At 49.7% G+C, this 23,508-nt stretch carries 24 protein-coding genes; 16 read left to right on the plus strand and 8 right to left on the minus strand.

Annotated elements, in window-relative coordinates; all coding sequences use genetic code 11:
- Window positions 1-41: 41 nt before the first annotated feature.
- The gene (locus C7T94_RS17280) at window positions 42-1,835 is read right to left on the minus strand and encodes an ABC transporter ATP-binding protein (protein ID WP_107216987.1); all 1,794 of its coding nucleotides are present in this window, start codon (window positions 1,833-1,835) and stop codon (window positions 42-44) included.
- Between the two features lie 113 nt (window positions 1,836-1,948).
- On the opposite strand from C7T94_RS17280, the gene C7T94_RS17285 reads away from it, so the two are divergent.
- The 9 genes from C7T94_RS17285 (at window position 1,949) to C7T94_RS17320 (ending at window position 8,043) form a co-directional block, all read left to right on the plus strand.
- Window positions 1,949-3,028, plus strand: coding sequence for a Glu/Leu/Phe/Val family dehydrogenase (locus tag C7T94_RS17285; protein ID WP_107217152.1), 1,080 nt, complete (start codon window positions 1,949-1,951; stop codon window positions 3,026-3,028).
- Window positions 3,029-3,069: 41 nt separating this feature from the next.
- Window positions 3,070-4,020 (plus strand): transcription antitermination factor NusB, encoded by a 951-nt coding sequence (nusB, locus tag C7T94_RS17290; protein WP_107216989.1) that lies wholly within the window; start codon window positions 3,070-3,072, stop codon window positions 4,018-4,020.
- Window positions 4,021-4,033: 13 nt separating this feature from the next.
- Window positions 4,034-4,492, plus strand: a complete 459-nt coding sequence (locus C7T94_RS17295) for a DUF1573 domain-containing protein (RefSeq protein WP_107216991.1) — start codon at window positions 4,034-4,036, stop codon at window positions 4,490-4,492.
- A gap of 28 nt (window positions 4,493-4,520) precedes the next feature.
- Window positions 4,521-4,829, plus strand: a complete 309-nt coding sequence (gene yajC, locus C7T94_RS17300) for a preprotein translocase subunit YajC (RefSeq protein WP_107216993.1) — start codon at window positions 4,521-4,523, stop codon at window positions 4,827-4,829.
- A gap of 115 nt (window positions 4,830-4,944) precedes the next feature.
- Window positions 4,945-5,892, plus strand: a complete 948-nt coding sequence (locus C7T94_RS17305) for a YbbR-like domain-containing protein (protein ID WP_107216995.1) — start codon at window positions 4,945-4,947, stop codon at window positions 5,890-5,892.
- Window positions 5,892-6,488: a dephospho-CoA kinase gene (gene coaE, locus C7T94_RS17310; protein WP_107216997.1), complete on the plus strand. Its 597-nt coding sequence runs from the start codon at window positions 5,892-5,894 to the stop codon at window positions 6,486-6,488. Before C7T94_RS17305 ends, coaE begins: the two co-directional genes overlap by 1 nt.
- Window positions 6,485-7,426 carry an exonuclease gene (locus C7T94_RS17315; protein ID WP_107216999.1) on the plus strand — a complete coding sequence of 314 codons (942 nt, stop codon included), beginning with the start codon at window positions 6,485-6,487 and terminating at the stop codon, window positions 7,424-7,426. Before coaE ends, C7T94_RS17315 begins: the two co-directional genes overlap by 4 nt.
- Window positions 7,426-7,581, plus strand: coding sequence for a DUF5522 domain-containing protein (locus tag C7T94_RS19445; protein ID WP_162618752.1), 156 nt, complete (start codon window positions 7,426-7,428; stop codon window positions 7,579-7,581). Before C7T94_RS17315 ends, C7T94_RS19445 begins: the two co-directional genes overlap by 1 nt.
- Window positions 7,582-7,587: 6 nt before the next feature.
- Window positions 7,588-8,043, plus strand: coding sequence for a MarR family winged helix-turn-helix transcriptional regulator (locus tag C7T94_RS17320; RefSeq protein ID WP_107217001.1), 456 nt, complete (start codon window positions 7,588-7,590; stop codon window positions 8,041-8,043).
- On the opposite strand, the gene C7T94_RS17325 is transcribed toward C7T94_RS17320, so the two are convergent.
- Genes C7T94_RS17325 through C7T94_RS17335 form a run of 3 tightly spaced genes read right to left on the minus strand, consistent with a single transcriptional unit; the run spans window position 8,040 to window position 10,041 of the window.
- Entirely contained in the window at window positions 8,040-8,750 is a 711-nt protein-coding gene (locus tag C7T94_RS17325; protein WP_107217003.1) for a ZIP family metal transporter, read from the minus strand. The two genes, C7T94_RS17320 and C7T94_RS17325, sit on opposite strands and share 4 nt — an antisense overlap.
- A complete protein-coding gene (locus C7T94_RS17330; RefSeq protein ID WP_107217005.1) occupies window positions 8,750-9,313 on the minus strand; it encodes a phosphatase PAP2 family protein in 564 nt (187 codons plus the stop codon). The genes C7T94_RS17325 and C7T94_RS17330 overlap by 1 nt, the downstream gene beginning before the upstream one ends.
- Window positions 9,310-10,041, minus strand: coding sequence for a class I SAM-dependent methyltransferase (locus C7T94_RS17335; RefSeq protein WP_107217006.1), 732 nt, complete (start codon window positions 10,039-10,041; stop codon window positions 9,310-9,312). Before C7T94_RS17335 ends, C7T94_RS17330 begins: the two co-directional genes overlap by 4 nt.
- A 165-nt stretch (window positions 10,042-10,206) precedes the next feature.
- On the opposite strand from C7T94_RS17335, the gene glmM reads away from it, so the two are divergent.
- The 3 genes from glmM (at window position 10,207) to C7T94_RS17350 (ending at window position 13,174) form a co-directional block, all read left to right on the plus strand.
- Window positions 10,207-11,595 carry a phosphoglucosamine mutase gene (glmM, locus tag C7T94_RS17340; RefSeq protein ID WP_107217154.1) on the plus strand — a complete coding sequence of 463 codons (1,389 nt, stop codon included), beginning with the start codon at window positions 10,207-10,209 and terminating at the stop codon, window positions 11,593-11,595.
- Between the two features lie 96 nt (window positions 11,596-11,691).
- Window positions 11,692-12,840: a cysteine desulfurase family protein gene (locus C7T94_RS17345; RefSeq protein ID WP_107217007.1), complete on the plus strand. Its 1,149-nt coding sequence runs from the start codon at window positions 11,692-11,694 to the stop codon at window positions 12,838-12,840.
- 85 nt (window positions 12,841-12,925) lie between these two features.
- Window positions 12,926-13,174 (plus strand): hypothetical protein, encoded by a 249-nt coding sequence (locus C7T94_RS17350; protein ID WP_107217010.1) that lies wholly within the window; start codon window positions 12,926-12,928, stop codon window positions 13,172-13,174.
- A 57-nt stretch (window positions 13,175-13,231) separates the two neighbouring features.
- On the opposite strand, the gene C7T94_RS17355 is transcribed toward C7T94_RS17350, so the two are convergent.
- Window positions 13,232-13,666 carry a tetratricopeptide repeat protein gene (locus C7T94_RS17355; RefSeq protein WP_107217012.1) on the minus strand — a complete coding sequence of 145 codons (435 nt, stop codon included), beginning with the start codon at window positions 13,664-13,666 and terminating at the stop codon, window positions 13,232-13,234.
- Window positions 13,667-13,825: 159 nt separating this feature from the next.
- Between C7T94_RS17355 and C7T94_RS17360 the strand changes: the two genes are divergently transcribed.
- Entirely contained in the window at window positions 13,826-15,160 is a 1,335-nt protein-coding gene (locus tag C7T94_RS17360; RefSeq protein ID WP_107217014.1) for a cytochrome ubiquinol oxidase subunit I, read from the plus strand.
- Window positions 15,160-16,179, plus strand: coding sequence for a cytochrome d ubiquinol oxidase subunit II (locus tag C7T94_RS17365; RefSeq protein ID WP_107217016.1), 1,020 nt, complete (start codon window positions 15,160-15,162; stop codon window positions 16,177-16,179). The genes C7T94_RS17360 and C7T94_RS17365 overlap by 1 nt, the downstream gene beginning before the upstream one ends.
- 157 nt (window positions 16,180-16,336) lie before the next feature.
- Here C7T94_RS17365 and C7T94_RS17370 read toward each other — a convergent pair whose 3' ends face one another.
- The 3 genes from C7T94_RS17370 to C7T94_RS17380 form a co-directional block, all read right to left on the minus strand.
- On the minus strand, window positions 16,337-16,903 hold the full coding sequence (locus C7T94_RS17370; RefSeq protein ID WP_107217018.1) for a MarC family protein: 567 nt from the start codon (window positions 16,901-16,903) through the stop codon (window positions 16,337-16,339).
- A 118-nt stretch (window positions 16,904-17,021) separates the two neighbouring features.
- Window positions 17,022-18,488: an amino acid permease gene (locus C7T94_RS17375; RefSeq protein ID WP_107217020.1), complete on the minus strand. Its 1,467-nt coding sequence runs from the start codon at window positions 18,486-18,488 to the stop codon at window positions 17,022-17,024.
- Between the two features lie 125 nt (window positions 18,489-18,613).
- Window positions 18,614-20,860 (minus strand): sodium-translocating pyrophosphatase, encoded by a 2,247-nt coding sequence (locus tag C7T94_RS17380; protein ID WP_107217022.1) that lies wholly within the window; start codon window positions 20,858-20,860, stop codon window positions 18,614-18,616.
- A 223-nt stretch (window positions 20,861-21,083) separates the two neighbouring features.
- Here C7T94_RS17380 and C7T94_RS17385 point away from each other — a divergent pair, with 223 nt between their 5' ends.
- Both C7T94_RS17385 and C7T94_RS17390 read left to right on the plus strand, forming a co-directional pair.
- Window positions 21,084-22,502, plus strand: a complete 1,419-nt coding sequence (locus C7T94_RS17385) for an APC family permease (protein ID WP_107217024.1) — start codon at window positions 21,084-21,086, stop codon at window positions 22,500-22,502.
- Window positions 22,503-22,537: 35 nt separating this feature from the next.
- On the plus strand, window positions 22,538-23,491 hold the full coding sequence (locus C7T94_RS17390) for a tRNA modification radical SAM protein MnmL/YtqA (protein ID WP_107217026.1): 954 nt from the start codon (window positions 22,538-22,540) through the stop codon (window positions 23,489-23,491).
- The last annotated feature ends 17 nt before the right edge of the window (window positions 23,492-23,508 follow it).

The following is a 23,508-nucleotide window of genomic DNA, read 5'->3' on the forward strand; positions in this document are numbered from 1 at the left end:
CGGTAAATATAAAGCAATTTCTGAAACTTCAAAATAGAAATTTACTTGATTTTACTTTCCTCTTCTTCAAGCAACTGGCTCGTGTACATCTCTGCATAACTGCCGTTCAAACCGAGCAATTCGGCATGTGTACCCTGCTCTTTTATCTGCCCGTTTTCGAGCACCAGGATCAGGTCGGCATTCTTGATGGTCGATATCCGGTGGGCGATCAGCAGAGTGGTTTTACCCTTCATCACGTGGCCCAGATTGCCCAGTATTTCTTCTTCCGTCTTGGTATCTACGGCCGAAAGGCAATCATCGAACACGAGGATGCGGGGTTCCTTGATCAGCGCGCGGGCAATAGATACCCGTTGTTTCTGTCCGCCAGAAAGGGTAATGCCGCGTTCGCCGAGCATGGTCTCAAATCCATGCTCAAAAGCAACAATGTTCTGGTACACCGCAGCATTTTTTGCAGCGTTGCGTACAGCCTCCTGGTCGGGCTGATCGAGGCCAAAAGCAATGTTGTTGGTAATGGTATCTGAAAAAAGGAAAACCTCCTGCGGCACAAAACCCACCTGGCTGCGGTAGTGCTGCAGGTCGCGTTCACGAATGTCGGTACCGTCTATGCATACCATGCCCTGATCGGTATCGTACATGCGCATGAGCAGGTTGGCAAGTGTCGACTTGCCAGAACCCGTACGGCCAATAATGGCTACGAATTGCCCGGGCCTGATTTTCAGGTTTATGTCCCTGATGGCCTGGATGCCGGTATCAGGATAGGTGAAACTCACGTTTTTAAACTCGATCCCGCCCTCTAGCGTACCTGAGGCAATGGTCCCGCCCGTAATATCGGGCCGGAGCTGTAAAAATTCGTTGATCCGTTTCTGGGAGGCGGCGGCCCGCTGAATAAGGGTGGTTACCCAGCCCAGCATGGTTACCGGGAAGGTGAGCTGGTTTACATAAACGATAAACTCGGCAATGTTGCCGGCGCTGATGGAGCCGTTAATGACCTGCCGGCCGCCAATGTACACCGTCAGGATGGTGCTCAGGCCAACGAGGAGCAGCATGGCGGGATAAAAGAGTGCCTGCAGCCTGACAAGCTTCATGGATTCGCCCTTGTAATGCTCGCTCTGCAGGGCAAATGCTTCGCGGGTCTGCGCTTCGCGCACATATGATTTAATTACCCGGATGCCCGAGAGGCGCTCCTGTACAAAGGCAGACAGGGAAGAAAGCCGCTGCTGGATCTTCTCGCTTTTGTCATGAATACCGGTGTTTACGTAATAGATGGTCAGGACGAGCACAGGCAGGGGGGCCAGGCTGTATAGGGCAAGCGTTCCGTTCACGTTAAACATGAAATAGACAATCAGCACAACCTGGACGGCGGTGTTAAGGGCATACATGATAGCCGGACCCACGTACATACGCACCCGGTTTACATCTTCGGTTGCCCGGTTCATCAGGTCTCCGGTATTGTTACGCCTGTAAAAGCCCAGGCTAAGCTCCTGGTAGTGCGCATAAATCTCGTTTTTCATGTCGAACTCGATGTGCCGCGACATCAGGATCAGGGTTTGCCGCATGAAGAACATAAACAGGCCGCGCAAGAGGTACAGCACCAGAACGACCGTTCCGAAATACAGCAAACCCGCGCTGAAGATGTCGTATACGATCTCCTGGCGATCAAAACCCGCAAAGAGTTTGTAAATAGACAGGTTTTCTGTGATCAGGTTAAAAGCAAAGCCGATTACCTGCGCAGGTACGACGCCGAAGATGTTAGAGATGATGACGAAGAAAACGCCGGGTACGATCCACCACTTGTATTTGTAAAAATATTTGTTGAGATAACGGAGGTGTTTCATGCCATGCAAATCTACCCAAAATAGTCTTCAATTTTTTAGCCGATTTAGTTAGCGGCGTGTAAATAATGGTTTTTTTCTCTATTTTTGGCCCAGCGTTAACCAGTCAAATCCACATGTCAGAACAAAGCCCTTCCGTATTGGATCAATTGAGTGCATCCGGCCATAAAAAGGTCGTTTTCTGCAATGATTCAGACTCAGGATTGAAGGCCATCATAGCCATTCACGACACCACCCTGGGCCCTGCGCTGGGCGGTACACGCATGTATAATTATGCGTCAGAGGCAGAGGCGCTTGAAGATGTGCTGCGCCTTTCGAAACGGATGACCTATAAATCTGCCATTACGGGCCTCAATCTCGGGGGCGGCAAGGGCGTCATTATCGGCGATTCGAGAAAAGACAAATCAGAAGCATTGATGCGCAGCTATGGCCGCTTCATCAAAAACCTGAACGGTGAATACATCACAGCAGAAGAGCTGGGTACCACCGCCCGCGACATGGAATACATCCGCATGGAGACCCAGTATGTAACGGGCGTTCCTGAATCACTTGGTGGAGCTGGCGATCCGGCTCCATTTTCAGCCCAGGGTGTTTACTACGGGATCAAAGCCTCGCTGAAGGAAGTTTATGGCTCAGACATGCTGGCCGGCAAAACGGTTGTAGTGCAAGGCATAGGAAAAGTGGGCGAGCACCTGGTATCCCTGCTCAGAAAAGAAAACGCCGTTGTGCTGATCAGCGACATCAATAAGGACCTGACCATGCACGTGGCATCGAAATACAAGGCGAAGCCCATAGATGCAGACAAAATCTTTGGCATTGAAGCCGATGTGTACGCACCCTGTGCACTGGGTGCTACCATCAACGACAAAACCATCGATAAAATGAAATTCGCAGTGATTGCGGGCTCTGCTAACAATCAGCTGGCCGATGATGAAAAACACGGGCGGGCATTGCTTGAAAAAGGGGTGGTCTTCGCACCCGACTACCTGATCAACGCCGGAGGTCTGATCAGCTGTTATTCGGAGCTGACCGGCCTGGGTAAGAAACGGACCATCCAGCTTACTGAACACATTTACGATGCCACACGCGAAGTGCTCAGAATGTCGAAAAAAGAAAACATACCTACATTGGAGGCTGCCAACAGGATCGCCGAGCAACGCATTGCTTCGATCAAAAAAATCAAGTCATCGTATTAATAAATTAAATAAACAGGTTTTTTAACCGAATCGTTCTTTTCATGTTAAACAGAAGACACCTTAGAATCAAAGCGCTGCAAACAATATTTGCATGGCAGATGGACAGCAAGAAAGACATCAGGGCTTTCGAGAAAATTTTGATGCAAAGTATAGACAGCGTGTATGAAATGTACATCTGGATGCTTTCCCTTATTCTCGATGTAACCGAGTATACAAGTAATGACGCTGCCGAACGTGCCAATAAATTCCTGCCCAGCGCTGAAGATCTGAACCCGAACCTGAAACTGCTGCACAATAAATTCGCAAATCTGCTCAAGCAGAACCCTGAATTTGCAGCTGCCGTAAAAAAATACAAGATAGACTGGGGTTTTGATCCTGAAATTACCAAGACTGCTTTCTCTGAACTGAAAAAGTCGGCGGAATATGCCGCTTATCTGAACGATGAGAACGATGACCTGGAGTCATCAAAAGATATTATCAAATACCTTTTCCGGAAAATTATCCTGAAAAACCCGAACATTGTACAGGTTTTCGAGGATAAATTTATCAACTGGCCGGTAGACCATGAGGTTATGAAAGGTATGGTAGCCAAAACACTGAAGAATTTTACTTTTGATGATCCGTTCAAGAACAAACTGACCGTTATTAGCCAGGATTGGGAAGAAGACAGCAAGTTTGTGCGCGACCTGTTTGTTTACACGCTGCAAAACGATGCGAAGTACAATGAATTGATAGCGGAACGTACAAAAAATTGGGAGTCTGAACGGATTGCGATCGTTGACACCATCCTGATGAAAATGGCGATCTGTGAATTGCTGAATTTTCCCTCTATTCCGGTCAAGGTAACCATTAATGAGTACCTCGATTTATCAAAAGATTACAGTACACCGAAAAGTAATTCATTCATAAACGGTATTTTAGATAAAATTCTCGCCGATCTTAAACGTACGAACAGCATTAAAAAGGCAGGCAGGGGTTTAATTGAAGACTAACGATAAAAAACACATGAAAAGGATCTTTTTAGCCGTGCTTCTTGCCGGCGCACTGGCTTCCTGCCAAAGCAACCAGAAGAATGAAACAAGCCAGGCCGAAACATCGGCTGTGGCGAACAATGCAGCAGACAACGGTTCTGCTGTACCTGATAAAGACGCGCCTGTTATTACCTGGGAGCGCGAGACCTTCGATTTTGGAACCATTAAACAAGGCGAAAAAGTTCAGCACGATTTCAAGTTCAAAAATACAGGCAAGACACCGCTGATCATCAGTAATGCATCTGCCAGCTGCGGCTGCACAGTACCAGAGCCGCCAAAAGAGCCGATCAAACCAGGTGCAGAAGGTGTTATCAAGGTTGTATTTGACAGCAACGGCAAAGAAGGAATGCAGGATAAAGGCATCACCATTACCTCAAATGCGAACCCGACCATGTCAGTGATCCGCCTGGTGGGCGAGATCAAAGCCAATTAGAATCAATTTTATATTAAATACAGCGTTAATGACAGCAGCAATTTTATTACAGGCTCAAGGCGGCGGGCTCGGAATGATCGTTCCGATGGTCCTGATCATGGTCGTGTTTTATTTCTTTATGATCCGGCCACAGGTTAGAAAAGCCAAAGAGCACAAAAAAATGATCGGCGAATTGAAAAAAGGCGATAAAGTCGTCACAACCGCAGGCATTCACGGTCGCATTGTTGATATGAACGAAACCACCTTCCTGCTCGAGGTAGAAGGCGGTACGAAAATCCGGTTTGATAAAACCGCAGTTTCTCTCGATGCTACAAAAGCTGCCCAGCCAAAGGCTTAAACAGGCAGATTTTTAATAAGATAGCGGGATGCAGCAGCGTCCCGCTTTTTTTTGCCGCCTTTGACCTTGGCGCTTTCTTTGTTACATTTGACCGGAAATAATCTCCATCACGTACATGCCCATCATCAAACTCACTAAAGTTGAAAGAAGGCGGTTTCTCACCTTCGTGTTGTGTTTGCTGCTGGCCCTTTCGGGCTGGATGTTTCTGGCGCTGAAAAATAAGTACGTTTACACAGCCAAAACTGTTCTTGTTTATAAGAACTTTCCTCAAAACAAAGCTTTTCACCCCCTGCAATCAGATACAGTCGATTTGCAGGTGGAAGGGACCGGCTGGCAGCTCTTGTTTGCGCGGCTGCGCATCAATCCCCAGTCTATTGCCGTAAGCCTGAATTCGCTCAACATCCGCAACTTTGTGGTGTTCAGCGATCAGCTGTACAACATCAATAAACAGCTGGAAACCTCGCAAAAGGTGATCAGCATTAAACCGGATACCCTTTATTTCGATTTTTCAAAGCGAACGGTTAAACGTGTACCGGTCAAACTCGTATCTGATCTTAAGTTTGTTAAACAGTATGAAGTCTCCGGACCAATAGAGGTTGTTCCCAGGTATGTGACCATATCCGGCCCGCAGGAGGAGATCGCAGGCATACGTGAGTGGCGTACAGATACCCTTTCCCTCGAGAAGATACGGCATACAACGATGGCCAAGGTCGCGATGGAGGCTAAAAAACAGAAAAACATCAATATTTTTCCAACAACTGCCGAAGTAAAAATACCGATAGATGAGTTTACCGAGAAAGAAGTAAGTGTGCCCCTGAAAATTATCAATAACCCGAAATACCTGGACGTATCCCTGTTTCCGAAAAAAGTTCGCGTGAAATTTATGGTGTCGCTGAGCGACTATGACGATATCAACGAAGACATGATGGAAGCGCGGGCCGACCTTTCTGAGTGGAGCCTGCTGCGCCACACCCAGTTGCGTGTACAGATGTCGCGTTTTCCTGAATATTGTAAACTGATCTCGGTAAGCCCGGATAAGGTCGATTTTATCATAGAACGCTGATGCTGAAGGTCGGAGTAACAGGTGGAATTGGCAGCGGCAAAACAACCGTATGCAGGATCTTTGAAGTGCTGGGTGTGCCGGTGTTTTATGCCGATGCCCAAGCGAAATCGCTGATGACGAGCGACCCGCTGCTTATTGCAGGCCTGCGCAATGCCTTCGGAGCTGAGAGTTATGATGCTAGCGGTGCGCTGAATAGTAAACACATTGCCGGCATAGTTTTTAACAGCGAGGCGGAACTGGCCAGGCTCAACGCACTTGTTCATCCGGCCGTTTTCAGGGCCTTTGAAAGCTGGGTGGCGAAAGTGGACCCGCAGGTTCCTTATGTGCTGAAAGAGGCGGCCCTGCTGTTTGAAAGCGGTTCCTACCGCCTGTGCGACCGCAACATCCTGGTCACGGCGCCGCTTGAAGTACGTATAGCGCGGGTTATGGCCAGGGACCTTTCCACCCGAGATGCCGTTCTGGCAAGGATTGCACGCCAACTTGACGATGCCTCAAAAGAAAAACTTGCCGATTTTGTTATCCGGAATGAGGAAGATACGCCGCTCATTGCCCAGGTCATGGAGCTTCATGGAAAATTTATCCAAATGGCGACATGATCCTTCAGGATTTTATCGTTTCTGTTAAAGGAGGCTTGTATTGCCGCTATGGCGACTTTTATCTGGACGCGCGGCAGCCGGCGCGTCTCGCCGTTATTTCACACGCCCATGCCGACCACGCTATTCCAGGAAACGGCAAAGTGTTTTGTACAGCAGCGACAAGGGCTTTTATGCAGCAGCGCTACGGGCCAATGGCGGCAGGCGCATTCAGTTGCCCTGCTTACCGCGAATCTTTCATGGTGGGGCCGGTGCGGGTATCCTTCCTGCCTGCGGGGCATATGCTTGGATCGGCAATGGTGCTGATGGAGTACGAAGGCGTACGTTACCTGTATACCGGCGATTTCAAAACACAGGCCGACCCGACCTGCGAGCCGCTTGAGACAGCCGAAGCTGATGTACTGATCACTGAAACCACCTTTGCCCGAAAAGACATGCTGCATCCTGATGCCGAAAAAGAGATGGTGAAATTGTCACAAACCAGGTACCCGATTCTGCTGGGCGCGTATGCGCTGGGAAAAAGCCAGCGACTGGTCAGGTTGCTGAATACCCATTGTCCGGAAAAAAGGATACTGGTACATCCGGGCATTGCGCCGTTCATGAAAATCTACACAGCGTTCGGCATTGATCTGGGAAATTGGGAACCCTATAACAAAAAGCTTCTTAAATCGGCAGAAAAAGACCTGGTATGTCTTGTAACTCCCTTATCTTATAACAGTTACGGCTACGCGCCGAACTTTGTACGTGTTTTTGCGAGCGGCTGGGAGCAGTTGCAGAATAAAAACGGGATTAAATTGTTTTTGTCAGATCATGCCGATTGGCAAGGTATTATCTTATTGATAAAAAGCGTGTCGCCAAAAGAAGTTTGGACAACACACGGCGAAGGGACAGACCTGAGCAATTTTTTTGCAGGAAAACTTGTCGTTAAAATTCTTGATTGATGCAGGAAGTAGAGGACTATTACTTCAATGAAGATGGCTTGATGGTTTTTACTAAAGCGTATCACCTCAAACGGGGATCTTGCTGCAAAAATAAGTGCCTTCACTGTCCCTGGCAGTATGGCCGGAAAAAAACCGGGCGACGCGAGAAAAAATAAAGTTTTATGAAGTCAATCAAAGAACCAGTATCAGGCGCACTCCGCCTGGAATGTGACCAGGCTTTAATTAACCTTTTATCTGCCGCCAGCCGGTGCAACCTCGAAATACGCGAAATGCTCAGAGGATTCCAGGTCACCTCCCAGCAATTTAACGTGCTACGGATCCTGCAGGGCCAATACCCTGCGGCGGCAACGATCAGTCTGCTCAAGCAGAAGATGATTGATAAGATGAGCGATATCTCCAGGATCATTGATCGCCTGCTACAGAAAAAATTTGTGGTCAGGCAGCCCGGCCATGCCGACCGTCGGACTGTCGATATCAAAATCAACGAAACGGGACTGGCACTGCTTGAGAAAATAGACCGCGCCGTCAGCCTTTCAAGCTTTATTTCTGAACGCTTGAGCCTGGATGAAGCAAAAACCCTGAACCGCCTTCTGGCTAAATTGCACACGACCGCTTAAAAGTGTCCGCCTGCAAGCGCGATCGATATACCCAGCAACACAGCGATCATTTTACGTTTGTTCACTTTGTGGTCAACGCTCGACTCGAACAGGATTGTCGTCGAAATGTGCAGGAAAATGCCGATCACCAGGCCCATGATCTTATTAAAATAAGATTCCACCCCGCCAATACTGCCATTGCTGAGGCCGAGGCTTACATAATAACCCAATGGCGCCATGAAGGCAAAAATGCCGACGCAAATCAGGAGCAGGGTGCCGCGATAATGGTTTTGCAGCAACATGCTGGCCAGGGCAAATGCAGCCGGAATGTGGTGCAGTGAAATGCCGAAAATGAGTTCGTTCTGGCGGTCCCGGGCCAGCGGCATGCCTTCCAGGAATGCATGCAGGCAGAGGCTGAACATAATGCCCCAGGGAAACTGCCTGCCTTCATGGTGCCTGTGAATGTGGCCATGTTCCACGCCGTGCGAAAATTGCTCGAGGAGCACCTGGAACAGGAAGCCCGCCAGGATAAAAATGCCGATCTGTTCAGAATCGCTGCCGCTATAGGCCTCAGGAATCAGGTGCAGCACCGTAATGGCGAAAAGATAAGCACCGCTGAAAGATAGAATGAGTTTAAGCAGCGCAGACTTGTCGCTTTTTACCAGGAATATGGCTGCGCCGCCCAGAAAGGCGCTGAAAAAGAGGATCAGGAACTTCCAGATTTCCATCAGAATTCAGGTTTCAAAGTTTTAAAGAGCTTCGATGTGAGCAGGCCAATGGTGCAGCCCAGGATTGTTCCGGTCATGACATCGACCGGATAATGTACACCAACGTAAATCTGAGCCAGGCTAATGCATACCGCCCAGGCCAGGCCGATTGGCAAAATGGGCTTCCATTTCGGATAAAAGACACAGATAATGAACACTGCCAGTGCAAAATGATTGGTGGCGTGCGCCGAAGGAAAACTGTACCCGCTGCCGCAGGGTACCCGGTGTATAATATCAAGCGCGAGCGTTGGCTCGTTGCAAGGCCTCAGCCGGGCTACGAAAGGTTTGATCAGACGCGAAGCTGTCAGGTCGCCGAGACCGAAGGTCAGCAGAAAAATGCCAAGCAGGTAATAGCCTGTTTTTTTATACTCCCTGATAAAAAAAACAATGATGAACAGATACAGCGGCGCCCAGAAATACCGGTTTCGAACCAGTGGAAAAAAGAAATCCAGAAAATCACTGCTCCACCCGCGGTGAATTTTCAGGAACAGGTCGGCGTCAAATTGCTGTATGCTTTCGATCATGCCTTTTTGCAGATAAAGATAAGCCGGTCTGATGTCGTTTCATGGTAAGGGCTGAGTGCATAGTCGCCGAAGGTAGCCGTTACCTCAAGCCCGCTCTTTTCAAACATGCGTTCAAAGTCATCGGGCATGAAAGCCTGCACCCGTTCCTCGAATGCGTAGGTCTTGTTCCTGTGCTCAAAGTTGATGTGCTTGATGATCTTGCCATCCTGCACAAACTTTTTAATATGGAACTCAATGCCCTCTACCGTCCTTGTTTCCATATGCGTCAGGTTGCTGAGAATTTTCCGGGTATTAAAATAATCAATGACCAGTGTGCCTCCATCGCGCAGCGACTTTTTAAAAGACTTCAGTGCGTTAACATGCTGCAGTTCGGTCTCAAAATAACCGAAGCTGGTAAACAAGTTCAGGGCAACATCGTAATAATTGATGTAGTGCAATTTACGCATATCATGCACAAAAAAATGCAGGGAGCGGTTTTCGAATTGCCGGGCAAACTTAATATTTTGTTCAGAGAGGTCAATCCCTGTCACGTCGAAGCCTTTTTTGTTCAGGTAAACGGCGTGGCGGCCCCGGCCGCAGGCAATGTCAAGAATGCGCTTTTCGTGTCCGGGTTTGAGGTAAGCGATCAGGTTATCAATCAGGAATTCAGCTTCAGCATCGTTCCTTTGATGATAAAGGATGTGGTAATAGGGGGAATTAAACCAGAATTGAAACCACTTTCGCTGCATAAATAGATCGCTTTTTCAGGATGCAAATATACTATTTTGACGGGTTCGGGCTACAACCTGTTGCAGCATTGCTGCATTTTGCGCTGACAGACAATAAAAACGGCTGAACCGGCGATGCTTAGCGGGGAATTTTTTATTTTTGGCGCTCACCAAATTCGTAAACCTTTGACACTTATCAAATCAATTTCCGGCATTCGCGGAACCATCGGCGGCCCTGCCGGTTCAGGACTAACGCCTATCGATATCGTAAAATTTACAGCTGCTTTCGGCGCCTGGGTCGTTGCCAAAAGCGGCACTAAAAAAATTGTCGTTGGGCGAGATGCCCGTATTTCCGGGTCTATGGTCAATAACCTGGTCCTGGGAACGCTGCAGGGACTGGGCATCGAGGTGATCGACCTCGGCTTGTCGACCACACCAACGGTCGAGATCGCCGTTCCCGGCGAAGCGGCAGGCGGTGGCATCATTCTTACGGCCAGCCACAATCCAAAACAGTGGAACGCGCTGAAACTGCTGAACGAAAAAGGTGAGTTTATCAGTGATGCCGATGGCAAGGAAGTACTTGACATGGCCGAACGCGCTGATTTTGCGTTTGCCGATGTAAACGACCTGGGTCAGATCGTTCAGAACGATACCTACCTGCAAAAACACATTGACAAAATCCTGGCGCTGCCGCTTGTAGACACAGCGGCGATTCGTCAGGCTGGTTTTCGCGTCGTGATCGATTGCGTAAACTCGACAGGAGGCATTTATGTTCCTGCGTTGCTCCGGGCACTGGGCGTAACAGAGATTACTGAACTCTACTGTGAGCCAAACGGCCATTTTCCGCACAATCCGGAGCCGCTGCCAGAAAACCTGACCGAAATATCTAAGGAGGTCCAGAAACGCAATGCACACTTCGGCATCGTCGTTGACCCCGATGTAGACCGCCTGTGTTTCGTCAATGAAGACGGCAGCATGTTCGGCGAAGAGTATACGCTCGTGGCGGTAGCCGATTTCATTCTGAAACATACCCCTGGCAATACCGTTTCGAACCTGTCATCGACCAGGGCCCTCCGCGATGTGACGGAGGCCGCCGGACAGGAATATCATGCAGCAGCTGTAGGCGAGGTGAACGTGGTTAACCAGATGAAGGCTGTGCAGGCGGTTATCGGCGGCGAAGGCAATGGCGGCATTATTTACCCCGAACTTCATTACGGCCGTGATGCACTGGTTGGCATTGCCCTTTTCCTGACGCACCTGGCCAGATTCGGTAAACCCATTTCAGTTTTACGCAGCAGCTACCCGGCCTATCACATTTCCAAGAACAAGATTACGCTTACAGACGATATGGATATTGACGGCCTGCTTGTCAGCGTGAAAGAAAAATACAGCAGCCAGCCGCTCAGCACAATTGACGGATTGAAAATAGAGTTTGACAAAAAATGGGTACATTTGCGGCGTTCAAATACTGAGCCGATCATTCGCATTTACAGCGAAGCGGAGAATGAAACCATTGCCGAAAACCTTGCTGCAAAGATCATCGCAGACATCAAGGAGATTCTCGGTACAAAATAATACGCCGGACATGGTCCGGAGGACGGCCACAAGCCGTCTGCACACCGGCCCGCCTGAAAGGGCAGGCTGGTTTACTAACTTATTAAATTCTGGAACATGCAAAGGGTTTACCTGGACAATGCCGCGACCACGCCGCTCGATAAGGAAGTTATCGCCGAAATGACAAACGTGATGGAGAATTTCTTCGGAAACCCGTCTGCCATTCATGCCCTTGGCCGCGAGGTCAGAACACTGGTTGAAAAAGCGAGAAAAACCGTTTCAGGAATCCTGAATGCGGCACCGTCAGAGATTTTCTTTACATCGGGCGGTACAGAAGCCGATAACATGGCCATTCGCTGCGGTATCGCCGCCTATGGCATCAGGCATGCCATTACCAGCAAAATCGAGCACCATGCGGTTGAACAGACCCTGCACAACTTGCTGCGGGACGGTGTAATTGACAAGCTGAGTTTTGTGGGGATCGATGAAAAAGGTAACGTCGATTACGATCATCTGGAAGAGCTGCTGCGCGAAAACGAACGGTCTTTTGTTTCCCTGATGCATGCCAACAACGAGCTCGGTACGCTGACCGACATGGAACGGGTCGGGGCAATCTGCGAAGCCTATCATGCGATTTACCATGCAGATACCGTGCAAACCATGGGACATTACGTGCATGATGTTAAAAAGCTGAAGGCCCATTTCCTGGTATGTGCTGCCCATAAGCTTCACGGACCGAAAGGAGCGGGTTTTCTGTATGTAAACAGCAAGATTAAGATTCCACCTATGATTTACGGCGGCGCCCAGGAGCGCAACATGCGCGGCGGCACCGAAAACGTGTACGGCATCGTCGGGCTGGCCAAGGCGCTGCAAATTGCCTATGCAGATATGGAGCGCCACCAGCAATACATCCAATCGTTGAAAGACTACCTGAAGAACCGGCTCGAAACAGAGGTTCCCGGGGTTACTTTCAATGGGGAAACCGATCCTGATAAAAGCCTGTATACGGTACTGAATGTGTCATTCCCGGAAATGGAAATGGCAGACATGCTGCTTTTTAACCTTGATATCAACGGTATCTGCGCCTCTGGCGGAAGCGCCTGTTCATCCGGCTCTAACATCGGGTCGCACGTTCTGAGCGGTATCGGGGCAGATCCCAACCGCCCCTCGGTGCGCTTTTCGTTCAGCAAATACAACACCCGGGAAGAACTGGATTATGTAGTGGAGAAAGTAAAACAGGTTGTACAGCAGAATGTGAATGCTTAGGCAGTCGGGCAGCCAGCTTTGAAACATTTACCGGTGGGGGCTGTTAGTCTTTTGAGTCCAGTTGTGAATCTAAAAGATAAAGACCATGAATTCAAGCACTAATCCAGACGGGCTGCATAACAGCAGCAACGAAGAACAGGAAAGATTAAATAGCCCCGGCAGCGGGGAGGGTACCGGGCAGGAAGAAAACCAGGAAAATGAAAAGCCGACCAATCCGGAAGGGATTGAATCACTGAATCAGGGCCACTTTTCGACCGGTCACACCCGGAGGCACAAGCCACTTGGTGATAGCCACGAACCGGGCACGGTTCCGGGCGCAGATACCCAACCCTAAAAAGTAAAAGGCCATTGCAATCGCAATGGCCTTTTTATGTCTGGTCTGCTCGATCAATCAGTTGATGTCTTTAACCTGGGTTTTCAGGTAATGGAAGTACTTTGGGTCTTCTGAGTCGAAAATTTCGCTTCCTTCCAACATATAGGCGCGCAGCAGGTGCTCAACCGCTGCATCATGGGCGCCAAGTTCGAACAGGGATTGTCCGAGGCGCAACTGCACAAACGGGTTGGTGATACCCTCTTCACAAACAAGCGCGGACTGTAACGCATCTGCCGCGTCATCATACCGGGCAGAGAGAAACGCCATGTCGCCAATACTGGCATACAACCAAAGGGCAGCCTCCCAGTCGGTATAAGGTTCGGGTAAGAGCGCAAGGGCCTCTTCAAATTTTGCCCTTGCACCGTTAAAATCGTCCTGGTCGGCAAGGGCATTTCCGATCTCAGAAAGTTCCAGGATCAGGTTATACGTTTCTTCTTTTAGCTCTTTTTGCATGTTGTGTATTTTGGCGCAAAATAGCTTTTTTTGGCCAAAACATGCCGGCATATTTTAGATTGATTCTAAATTACGCCAGGCGGCAAGGCTTCGTGCGGGTCGTTCGACTATCGGGAACAGGTATCCTATATTTGTTACAAATCTTAAATGCCCCGGTATATGGATGATTTTCTCGCCGCCCGTTCGCAAATGGCGCTCTCCCTCGGTTTTCACATTATTTATGCCTGTATAGGGATGGTCATGCCGTTCTTTATGGCTGTTTCCCATTACAAATGGTTGCGTACAGGCCGGCCGGTATATAAGGACCTGACAAAGGCCTGGAGTAAGGGTGTGGCGATTTTTTTTGCAACCGGTGCTGTTTCAGGAACGGTGCTGTCGTTCGAGCTGGGACTGCTCTGGCCTGAATTTATGAAACATGCCGGCCCGATCTTCGGAATGCCGTTCTCGCTTGAAGGTACCGCTTTTTTTATAGAGGCGATTGCGCTCGGATTTTTCCTGTACGGCTGGGAAAAACTGAACCGCTGGTTTCATTGGTTTACAGGTCTTGTCGTGGGTTTTAGCGGCTTAGCCTCTGGCATCTTGGTTGTTGCGGCCAATGCCTGGATGAACAGTCCGGCGGGTTTTGATTTTGTAGACGGCAAGTATCTGAACGTAGATCCCGTTGCTGCGATGTTTAACAAAGCCTGGTTCAGCCAGGCCCTGCACATGAGCCTGGCTGCTTTTGCTTCGACCGGCTTTGCAGTGGCGGGCGTGCACGCGCTGATGTTGCTGCGCAACAGGCAAAGTGAGTTTCATGCAAAGGCATTCCGCATTGCCGCTGTATTTGCCTGTATAGCCGCCCTGTTGCAGCCGCTAAGTGGTGACTTGTCTGCAAAAGACGTCGCTCAACGTCAGCCGGCAAAGCTGGCCGCAATGGAGGCCTTGTACCGGACCGAGCGCAGCGCGCCGCTAATCATTGGCGGTATACCTGACGACAAGACCGGACAGGTGCATGCAAAAATTGAAATACCCGGTTTGCTCAGCTACATGGCCCATGGCGAGTGGCAGGCAGAAGTAACCGGCCTGGATAAAATTGCTCCGGCCGACCGGCCGCCTGTAGCCGTTACCCATTATGCCTTTCAGATCATGGTCGGCATAGGAACCCTCCTCATGATCATTTCACTTGTTTATTTCATTGCACTGGCCAGAAAAAGGTCGTGGCTGGAAAAAAGCTGGTTCTTAAAATTGTTCGTATTTGCCATTCCGCTGGGTTACATTGCCCTGGAGGCAGGTTGGGTGGTAACGGAGGTGGGGAGACAGCCCTGGATTATTTACGGCGTGATGCGAACGGCCGACGCCGTAACGCCGATGCCGGGTATTGCCTGGTCTTTTTATCTCTTCTCGGCCATTTATTTGTCGCTTAGCCTTATTGTCATCTTTTTGTTGTACCGCCAGATTAAAATGGTGCCGGTGCTGTACAGCTCGGGCTCGTCTGATCTTAAAAAAACACACTAATGGAAGCTGTGGTCATCATCTTTTTTTGCGTATCTATTCTGCTTTACTTTTTGCTCGGTGGTGCCGATTTTGGGGCGGGTATCGTCGAGCTGCTTACCTCAAGGAAAAACCTGAGTAAAACGCGCAAGACCATGTACCATGCTATCGGGCCGGTATGGGAAGCGAACCACATGTGGCTTATTATTGCTGTGGTTATTCTGTTTGTCGGTTTCCCCTCCATTTACAGCGCCATGTCAGTTTACCTGCATATCCCGCTGGCCATAATGCTGATCGGCATCATCGCCCGCGGCACAGCCTTCGTTTTCAGGCATTATGATGCGGTAAAGGACCGGATGCAGCAGACATACAACCGGATATTTGTTTACAGCAGTTTTATCACGCCGCTGTTTCTGGGCATTATAGCGGGAAGCGTTATTTCCAGACATATTGATACCGGTGCCCGGAACTTTGCAGACGCCTATATCTGGGGCTGGCTGAACGGCTTTTCGATATCTGTCGGACTGTTCACGGTTGCTTTGTGCGGCTTTCTTGCTGCTATTTACCTGATCGGCGAGGCTGACGATGCTGCAGACCGGCAACGGTTTATCCGGAAGGCAAAACAGATGAACCTTGCTGCGGTAGCCAGCGGCTGTATTGTCTTTGTTTTTGCCGAGCAGGATGGTGTCCCGCTGCGAAGCTGGATTTTCGAGAATCCCGTCGGTTTATCGGCGATCACGGCTGCAACTTTGTCGCTGGTGGTTTTATGGTATCTGTTGCTGAGGGGAAAGACGAGAGTATTGCGCATCCTGGCAGGTTTCCAGGTTACCATGATCCTTGTGGCCATCAGTTATGCCCACTTTCCTTATTTTTTGCGCTTAAAGAACGGACAGGATTTATCGCTTTATGAACACATGGCACCTGAAAAGACGATCCAGACACTTGGTGTTGCATTGCTGGCCGGCAGCCTGCTCATCCTGCCGTTTCTTGGTTATCTTTTCTATAGCTTTCAGCGCAGCGCCGAAGACGATGGCACTGCCTAAGGGGAATGGCCAAACCATTTTGCAACCTTTTTCTTTAGCAGTTGGAAGGCTTCAATGGCTACAGCCAGGGCTCCTATGATCAGGGTATATTCCTCGAAGCTGTTCATATGATTGAGACATACTCAAGTCGCAAAGGTTACACTGCGCCGGCATAAATTTACAATCCGGTATTGGTGCGGAACAGTTTAATGGCAATGGCAAGCAGGATCACGCCAAAGGTCTTGCGCAAAACGTTCAGTCCGGATTTACCAAACAAACGTTCCAGCCTGGCTGTGTTTTTCAGTACGAAGTAAACAAACGTCATGTTCAGAATAATGCCGACCAGGATATTCTGGGTCGCGTATTCAGTTTTGAGCGAAAGAAGTGTGGTCATCGTTCCAGCCCCGGCTATCAGCGGGAAAGCAAGCGGGACGATCGAGACGGTTTCAAGTGCGTCTTCTTTAAAGATGGTCAGGCCAAGCACCATCTCCAGGGCAATGCAGAAGATAACAATCGAGCCTGCAATGGCAAAGGAAGCGACATCCAGGCCAATAACTCTAAGCAGCGACTCGCCTAGGAACAAAAACAGGATCATCAGCGAAAGGGCAACAAGCGAAGCCTTTTCAGACTGGATGTGTCCGGCCTTGCGGCGAAGTTCGATGATGATCGGAATTGATCCGAGAATATCGATGATCGCGAAGAGGATCATGGTCACAGAAAGTATCTGGCTGAAACTGAATTCCATTGCTTGTTTTTTGGGCAAAGATAAGCAATAATCGCCAGCGGGCACAGGCAGCCAGGCTCAGAAGACGCGGCATAAAAAAAGCCACACTTGCGGTGTGGCTTTTTGTCTTTTATTCTATTTATTTTTCAGCTAACTTTTCAGCTTCGTTCAGGCTGCGCACCTTGCTGTGGCGGCGGCCATAACCAAAGTAAATGGCTACACCCAGCGCCATCCAGATCACCAGGCGGATCCAGCTTTCTCCGGGCAGCGATGCCATTAGGTATACACAAACCACAATACCCATAATCGGTACGAAAGGCACGAGCGGCGTGCGGAAAGGCCGTACAGCGTCTGGCAGCGATTTCCGCATAACCAATACGCCGATACATACAAGTACGAACGCCAGCAGGGTACCGATACTCACCATATGGCCCAGGTCTGATACAGGCACAAACCCGGCGAAAAGGCTTACAAACACCATGAAAAACAGGTTCGTTTTGAAGGGTGTAGAAAACTTCGGATGCACTTTGCTGAAGAATTTCGGCAAAAGGCCGTCTTTAGACATGGTATAGAATACCCGCGACTGCCCCATCAGCATGACCAGGATCACCGAGGTGTAACCGGCCAGGATCGCGATAATCAGCGCATCCTGGAGGAAACCATAACCTGTAACGGCAAATGCGGTTGCTGCAGGTTTGGCGTCGCCTGCAAAGTCTTTATAATTTACAAGGCCGGTCATTACGTGGGCAAAAAGCACATACAGGATGGTACATACGATCAGTGAACCCAGGATACCGATCGGCATGCCTTTCTGCGGATTTTTAGCTTCCTGTGCAGCAGTAGAAACGGCGTCAAAGCCGATGAAGGCAAAGAACACGACCGCAGCGCCACGTGATATGCCGCTCCAGCCGAACTGTCCCGGACCTACGTTTTCAGGAATGTATGGCGTGTAATTGGCCTCGTTGATGTGGCCCCAGCCAAGTGCGATAAAGATCAGTACAACGGCAACTTTAAGAATAACCAGGAGGTTGTTCATGGTTGCAGATTCTTTTGTTCCGCGAATCAGGACAAGCGAGAGCAGGCTGACAATGAAAATAGCTGGCAGGTTGATGACACCACCGTCTATAATGGTACCGTCGCCCAGTTTAACAGTCTCCCAGGGCGATACGATCAGCTCATGCGGTAAGTGAATGTTGTACTTATGCAGCAGTTCCAGCAAGTACCGGGACCAGCTAACTGAAACGGTTGCAGCACCAAGGGCGTATTCCAGTACCAGGTCCCAGCCAATGATCCAGGCCATAAACTCGCCCATGGTTGCATAAGAATAGGTGTAGGCGCTCCCAGCAACAGGGATCATCGAAGCAAATTCTGCGTAACAGAGACCGGCAAAAGCACAGGCAACGGCTGCCAGAACGAACGAGATGGTTACCGCCGGACCGGCATTTTCGGCAGCAGCTATACCGGTTAACGAAAACAACCCCGCGCCGATAATGGCGCCAATTCCCAATGCAACAAGGTTCCAGCTGGAAAGTGACCGTTTCAGATTCCCCTCGCCACTTTGACCAGCTTCAAATAGAAGCTGCTCTATTGATTTCTTATGAAACATAGATTAGTTAAAATAATATTACGTTAGTTTGTTTATAGAAAGGCGTAAACCTAAAGAAAAATAATCTAAATAGAAAAGGGATTTATGCTAAATCCCTTTTTCAATGTGTTTTAAGTCGCTATGTTTTAAGGTTGTTGCAGTAGGGTAACCTTTTTGTCTGCAATTATTCTGTTTGCCGGTGTTTTGTGTGAGGTTTCTGACCTGCGCAGCTTCTTTGCCGCCTCGTTCTTTGCAGTCATGCTTTCTGTCGGCGAAACAGCAATATAAGGTGCTATGACAAGCGAAACGATCGACATCAGTTTGATCAGGATATTCATTGAAGGTCCGGAGGTGTCTTTGAAAGGATCGCCCACCGTATCGCCGGTAACCGAAGCTTTATGCGGTTCTGATTTTTTATAGTGCATTTCGCCATTAATTTCCACCCCTTTCTCGAACGATTTTTTAGCGTTGTCCCAGGCCCCGCCGGCATTACTCTGGAATATGCCCATCAGCACACCAGAGACGGTAACACCGGCCAGCAGGCCGCCAAGCACTTCGGGACCGAAGATGAACCCGACCACAACAGGCGTGATCAGCGCAATGCCACCTGGAAGCAGCATTTCGCGAATGGATGCCTTGGTTGAAATGGCTACGCATTTTTCATACTCGGGTTTCGCCTTGTATTCCATGATGCCGGGAATTTCCCTGAACTGGCGGCGTACTTCCTGCACCATGTCCATAGCCGCCCGGCCAACTGCCTGTATGCACAAAGCCGAAAAGACAAATGGGATCATGCCGCCCACGAACAGGCCGGCAAGTACAGGGGCTTTATAGATATCGATCGCGGTGATGCCTGCGATGCCTACAAAGGCGGCAAATAAAGCCAGCGAGGTCAGCGCTGCCGAAGCAATGGCGAAACCTTTACCTGTGGCCGCGGTTGTGTTGCCCACCGCATCGAGGTTGTCGGTGCGTTCGCGTACTTCCGGCGGAAGCTGGCTCATCTCGGCAATGCCCCCGGCGTTATCTGCGATCGGGCCAAAAGCATCAATGGCCAGCTGCATGGCTGTGGTTGCCATCATTCCGGCAGCGGCAATGGCCACACCGTACAATCCGGCAAAATGATAGGACGCCATGATACCTCCCGCCAGGACGAGAATGGGAATCACGGTCGATTTCATACCCACTGCGAGTCCGGCAATGATATTCGTTGCATGGCCTGTAGATGATTGCTGGATGATCGAATCGACAGGACCTTTGCCCATGGCGGTATAGTACTCGGTTACAATACTCATAATGGCGCCTACAACAAGACCAACCACGATGGCATAAAAGACATTCATGCTTGAGAATGCATAACCACGAAGCTCAAGGTTTTCGGGCAGCATCCATTTTACGACAAAAAAGGAAGCGATGCCGGTAATGATGATCGATGACCAGTTACCGAGGTTCAATGCGTTCTGAACATTTGACTGTTCGTTTTTAATGGTTACAAACCAGGTTCCCACGATGGAGAAGATGATACCGAGGCCGCTGATGAGCATAGGCAGCAAGATCGGCGACATACCGCCAAAGCTGTCGCCACTGGCGTCGATTTCCTGGCCAAGCACCATGGTAGCAAGCACTGTTGCCACATACGAGCCGAAAAGGTCGGCGCCCATGCCGGCAACATCGCCGACGTTGTCGCCCACGTTATCGGCAATGGTAGCAGGATTGCGCACATCATCTTCCGGGATGCCGGCTTCTACTTTACCTACCAGATCTGCACCTACATCGGCCGCCTTGGTGTAAATGCCACCGCCAACCCTGGCAAAAAGGGCAATGGACTCTGCCCCCAGCGAGAAGCCGGTCAGGACTTCGATTGCTGTTTTAACCTGGTTGGCACCAAGGTCTGCGAAAGCAGATAAAAACACGATAAAAAGGCCGCCGAGGCCGAAAATAGCCAGTCCGGCTACACCAAGCCCCATCACCGTGCCGCCGGTAAACGATACTTTGAGGGCTTTTTTAAGGCTTGAACGTGCCGCCTGCGTGGTTCTGACATTGGCTTTTGTGGCTACATTCATGCCGATATACCCGGCAAAGGCAGAAAATACCGCCCCGATCACAAAGGCAACAGAAATGATCCAGCTGGAATGGATGGCGCGGCCGTTTACTTCGTGAATCGTTCCCGAATAAGCCAGGAGCGCACCTGCAATGACGACAAAATAGCCCAGTATTTTCCATTCGGCCCTTAGAAAGGCCATTGCGCCATCGGCAATGTGTCCGGCCAGCGTGCGCATGTTCTCATCGCCCGCATCTTGCTTTGATACCCAGGCACTTTTTGTTAACATCACCAGGATGCCAACCAGGCCCAGGGCGGGGATCGCGTAGATCAGATTGTCTTGTAAAAAATTCATAGTTACTTACTCGTGTTTTGGTTTAGTTTTGACAGAAAGCAAGATAGGAATTTATTCCACATAGGCTAAAAAATGTTCAATGAAAATCGGTCCGTCATTTTGTAAAACAGAGGTTCTGTCTCATCAGCTGTGCTGCCACGGCTGGCCGCGGCACGGCTGCCGGCATATAGCCATTCGTAAATGCAATATTTTTAAATAAATTAGCGCCGACTAAACCAGGCAAATGGAAAATCAGGATCATTCTTTTAAACGCGAGCTCGGCCTTTTCGACGGTACCATGCTCGTAGTCGGGTCGATGATCGGCTCAGGCATCTTTATCGTCAGTTCAAATATGACACAGCACGTCGGCTCGACGGGCTGGCTGATCCTGATCTGGGTGTTGACAGCTCTGGTAACCATGATCGCGGCCGTCAGTTACGGGGAGCTGAGCGCCATGTTTCCCAAAGCCGGAGGGCAGTACGTTTACCTGAAAGAGGCCTACAATAAATTGTTTGCCTTCCTGTATGGCTGGAGCTTTTTTGCCGTCATCCAAACCGGTACGATTGCTGCCGTAGGCGTGGCCTTCTCCAAATTTGCTGCCTATCTTTATGAGCCGCTGAGCGACAAGAATGTGCTCTGGCAGCTGGGCAGCTTTAAACTCAACGCAGCGCAACTGGTCTCTATCGCCACTGTTATTCTCCTGACCTGGATAAACAGCCGGGGGGTCAAGAACAGCAAAACCTTGCAGACCTTCCTGACCATCATCAAGATCCTGTCGCTTTTCGGGTTGATTATTTTTGGTTTTATTCTCGGCGCAAAAGCTGAGGTCTGGAATGCAAACTGGGCAGATGCCTGGAATGCACAGGCCTGGAATGCAGATACGCAAAACTGGACGGCCATAGGCGGAACAACGTTGATGGCAGGAATTGCCGCCGCAATGGTCGGCTCTTTATTCAGTAGTGATGCCTGGAACGGCGTTACTTTTATAGCCGGCGAGATCAAGCGCCCGGAGCGGAATGTAGGTTTAAGCCTTTTCCTGGGTACGCTGATCGTAAGCATTATCTATATCATGGCCAATGTGATGTATGTAGCCGTGCTGCCGCTGCAGCAGATCGCGTTTGCCGACCAGGAACGCGTTGCCGTTGCGGCCGCTGAAGTGATCTTTGGAAATATCGGCACGAATATCATTGCCGTTATGATCATGATCTCCACCTTTGCCTGTAACAATGGCCTGATCATGGCCGGTGCCAGGGTTTATTATACCATGGCTAAAGATGGCTTGTTCTTCAAACAGGCGGGTACACTGAACCGTTTCGATGTGCCCGGTTGGTCGCTGTGGATCCAGGGCATCTGGACCTCCCTGCTTTGTCTGACCGGGAGGTACGGGGACCTGCTCGATTATGTCATTATTATTGTGTTGATCTTTTATATTCTCACCATTCTGGGTATTTTCATACTTCGTAAAAAGATGCCCCATGCCGAACGTCCGTACAAGGCCTTCGGTTACCCGGTATTGCCCGCACTGTATATTATCGTGGCTACAGTGATCAGTGTTTCGCTGCTGATTACCAAACCTGAGACCTGCGGCTGGGGCGTGCTGATCATGCTGGCCGGTATTCCCATATATTACCTGACCAAGCCAACTGCAGCACGGCAACGCTAGGCGCTTACAGTTATTAACCGTAACTTTGCGCTGAAATGGGTACGTTAATAGATCAGGGCATAAAGGGCTACAATAATTACGGGACATACCTGCGCCAGAAGTACCAGGGGCAGCGTGTATTTAAGGTAATTGTTGACGGAGGATTTACCTGTCCGAACCGGGACGGGAGCAAGGGGTATGGGGGCTGCACCTATTGCAATGTGGATTCCTTTACACCAGAACTTTCCCGCACCATGCCCACCATCAGGGAGCAGCTGCTTGCAGGTATGGAACGTGCCCGGGCGCAGTACCGTGCCGATAAATTTATCGTCTATTTTCAACCCAATACAAATACGTATGCGCCAGCACATTATTTGAAAATGATGTATGACGAGGCGCTGAGCATACAAACCGAAGATATCGTAGGGCTTTCGGTAGGTACAAGGCCAGATTGTATCGACGCCGAAAAGATCGCCTTGCTGGAAAGTTACACCGACCGTTTTGATGTAGACCTGGAAATGGGTATGGAGTCGATATATGACGACACGCTGTCGCAGATTAACCGCGGATGCACGCATGGCGAACTGGTGTCAGCGCTTCAGCTGGTTCGCAACAGCAAGCTCGACGTTTGCGTGCATACCATTTTCGGTTTCCCCTGGGAAACAAGGGAACAAATGCTGGCTTATGCGCACGAGATTAACCGGTTCCCGCAGATCAGGTTTGTTAAGTTTCATCACCTGCATATTGTAGAGGGCTCCATTATGGGCGTAAAATACAAGCGCGAGCCCTTTCAGCTGTTCAGCCTGGAAGCATATACTGATTTTCTGTGCGAGCTGATTCCGATGATCCGCCCGGATATCACCATTCAGCGGTTATTTGGCATTTCTGACTGGGATCTTCTTATTGCGCCCAACTGGGGGCTGAATAAATCTGCGATCCAAACCTATATGGACAAAGAAATTGAGCGCCGCGGTGTGGTGCAAGGCAGCGCATATACCGGGTCGGTATAAACAACTAATCATCGTTT

The sequence above is a fragment of the Pedobacter yulinensis genome, from assembly GCF_003029735.1.
GTDB classification, from domain to species: Bacteria; Bacteroidota; Bacteroidia; order Sphingobacteriales; family Sphingobacteriaceae; genus Pedobacter; species Pedobacter yulinensis.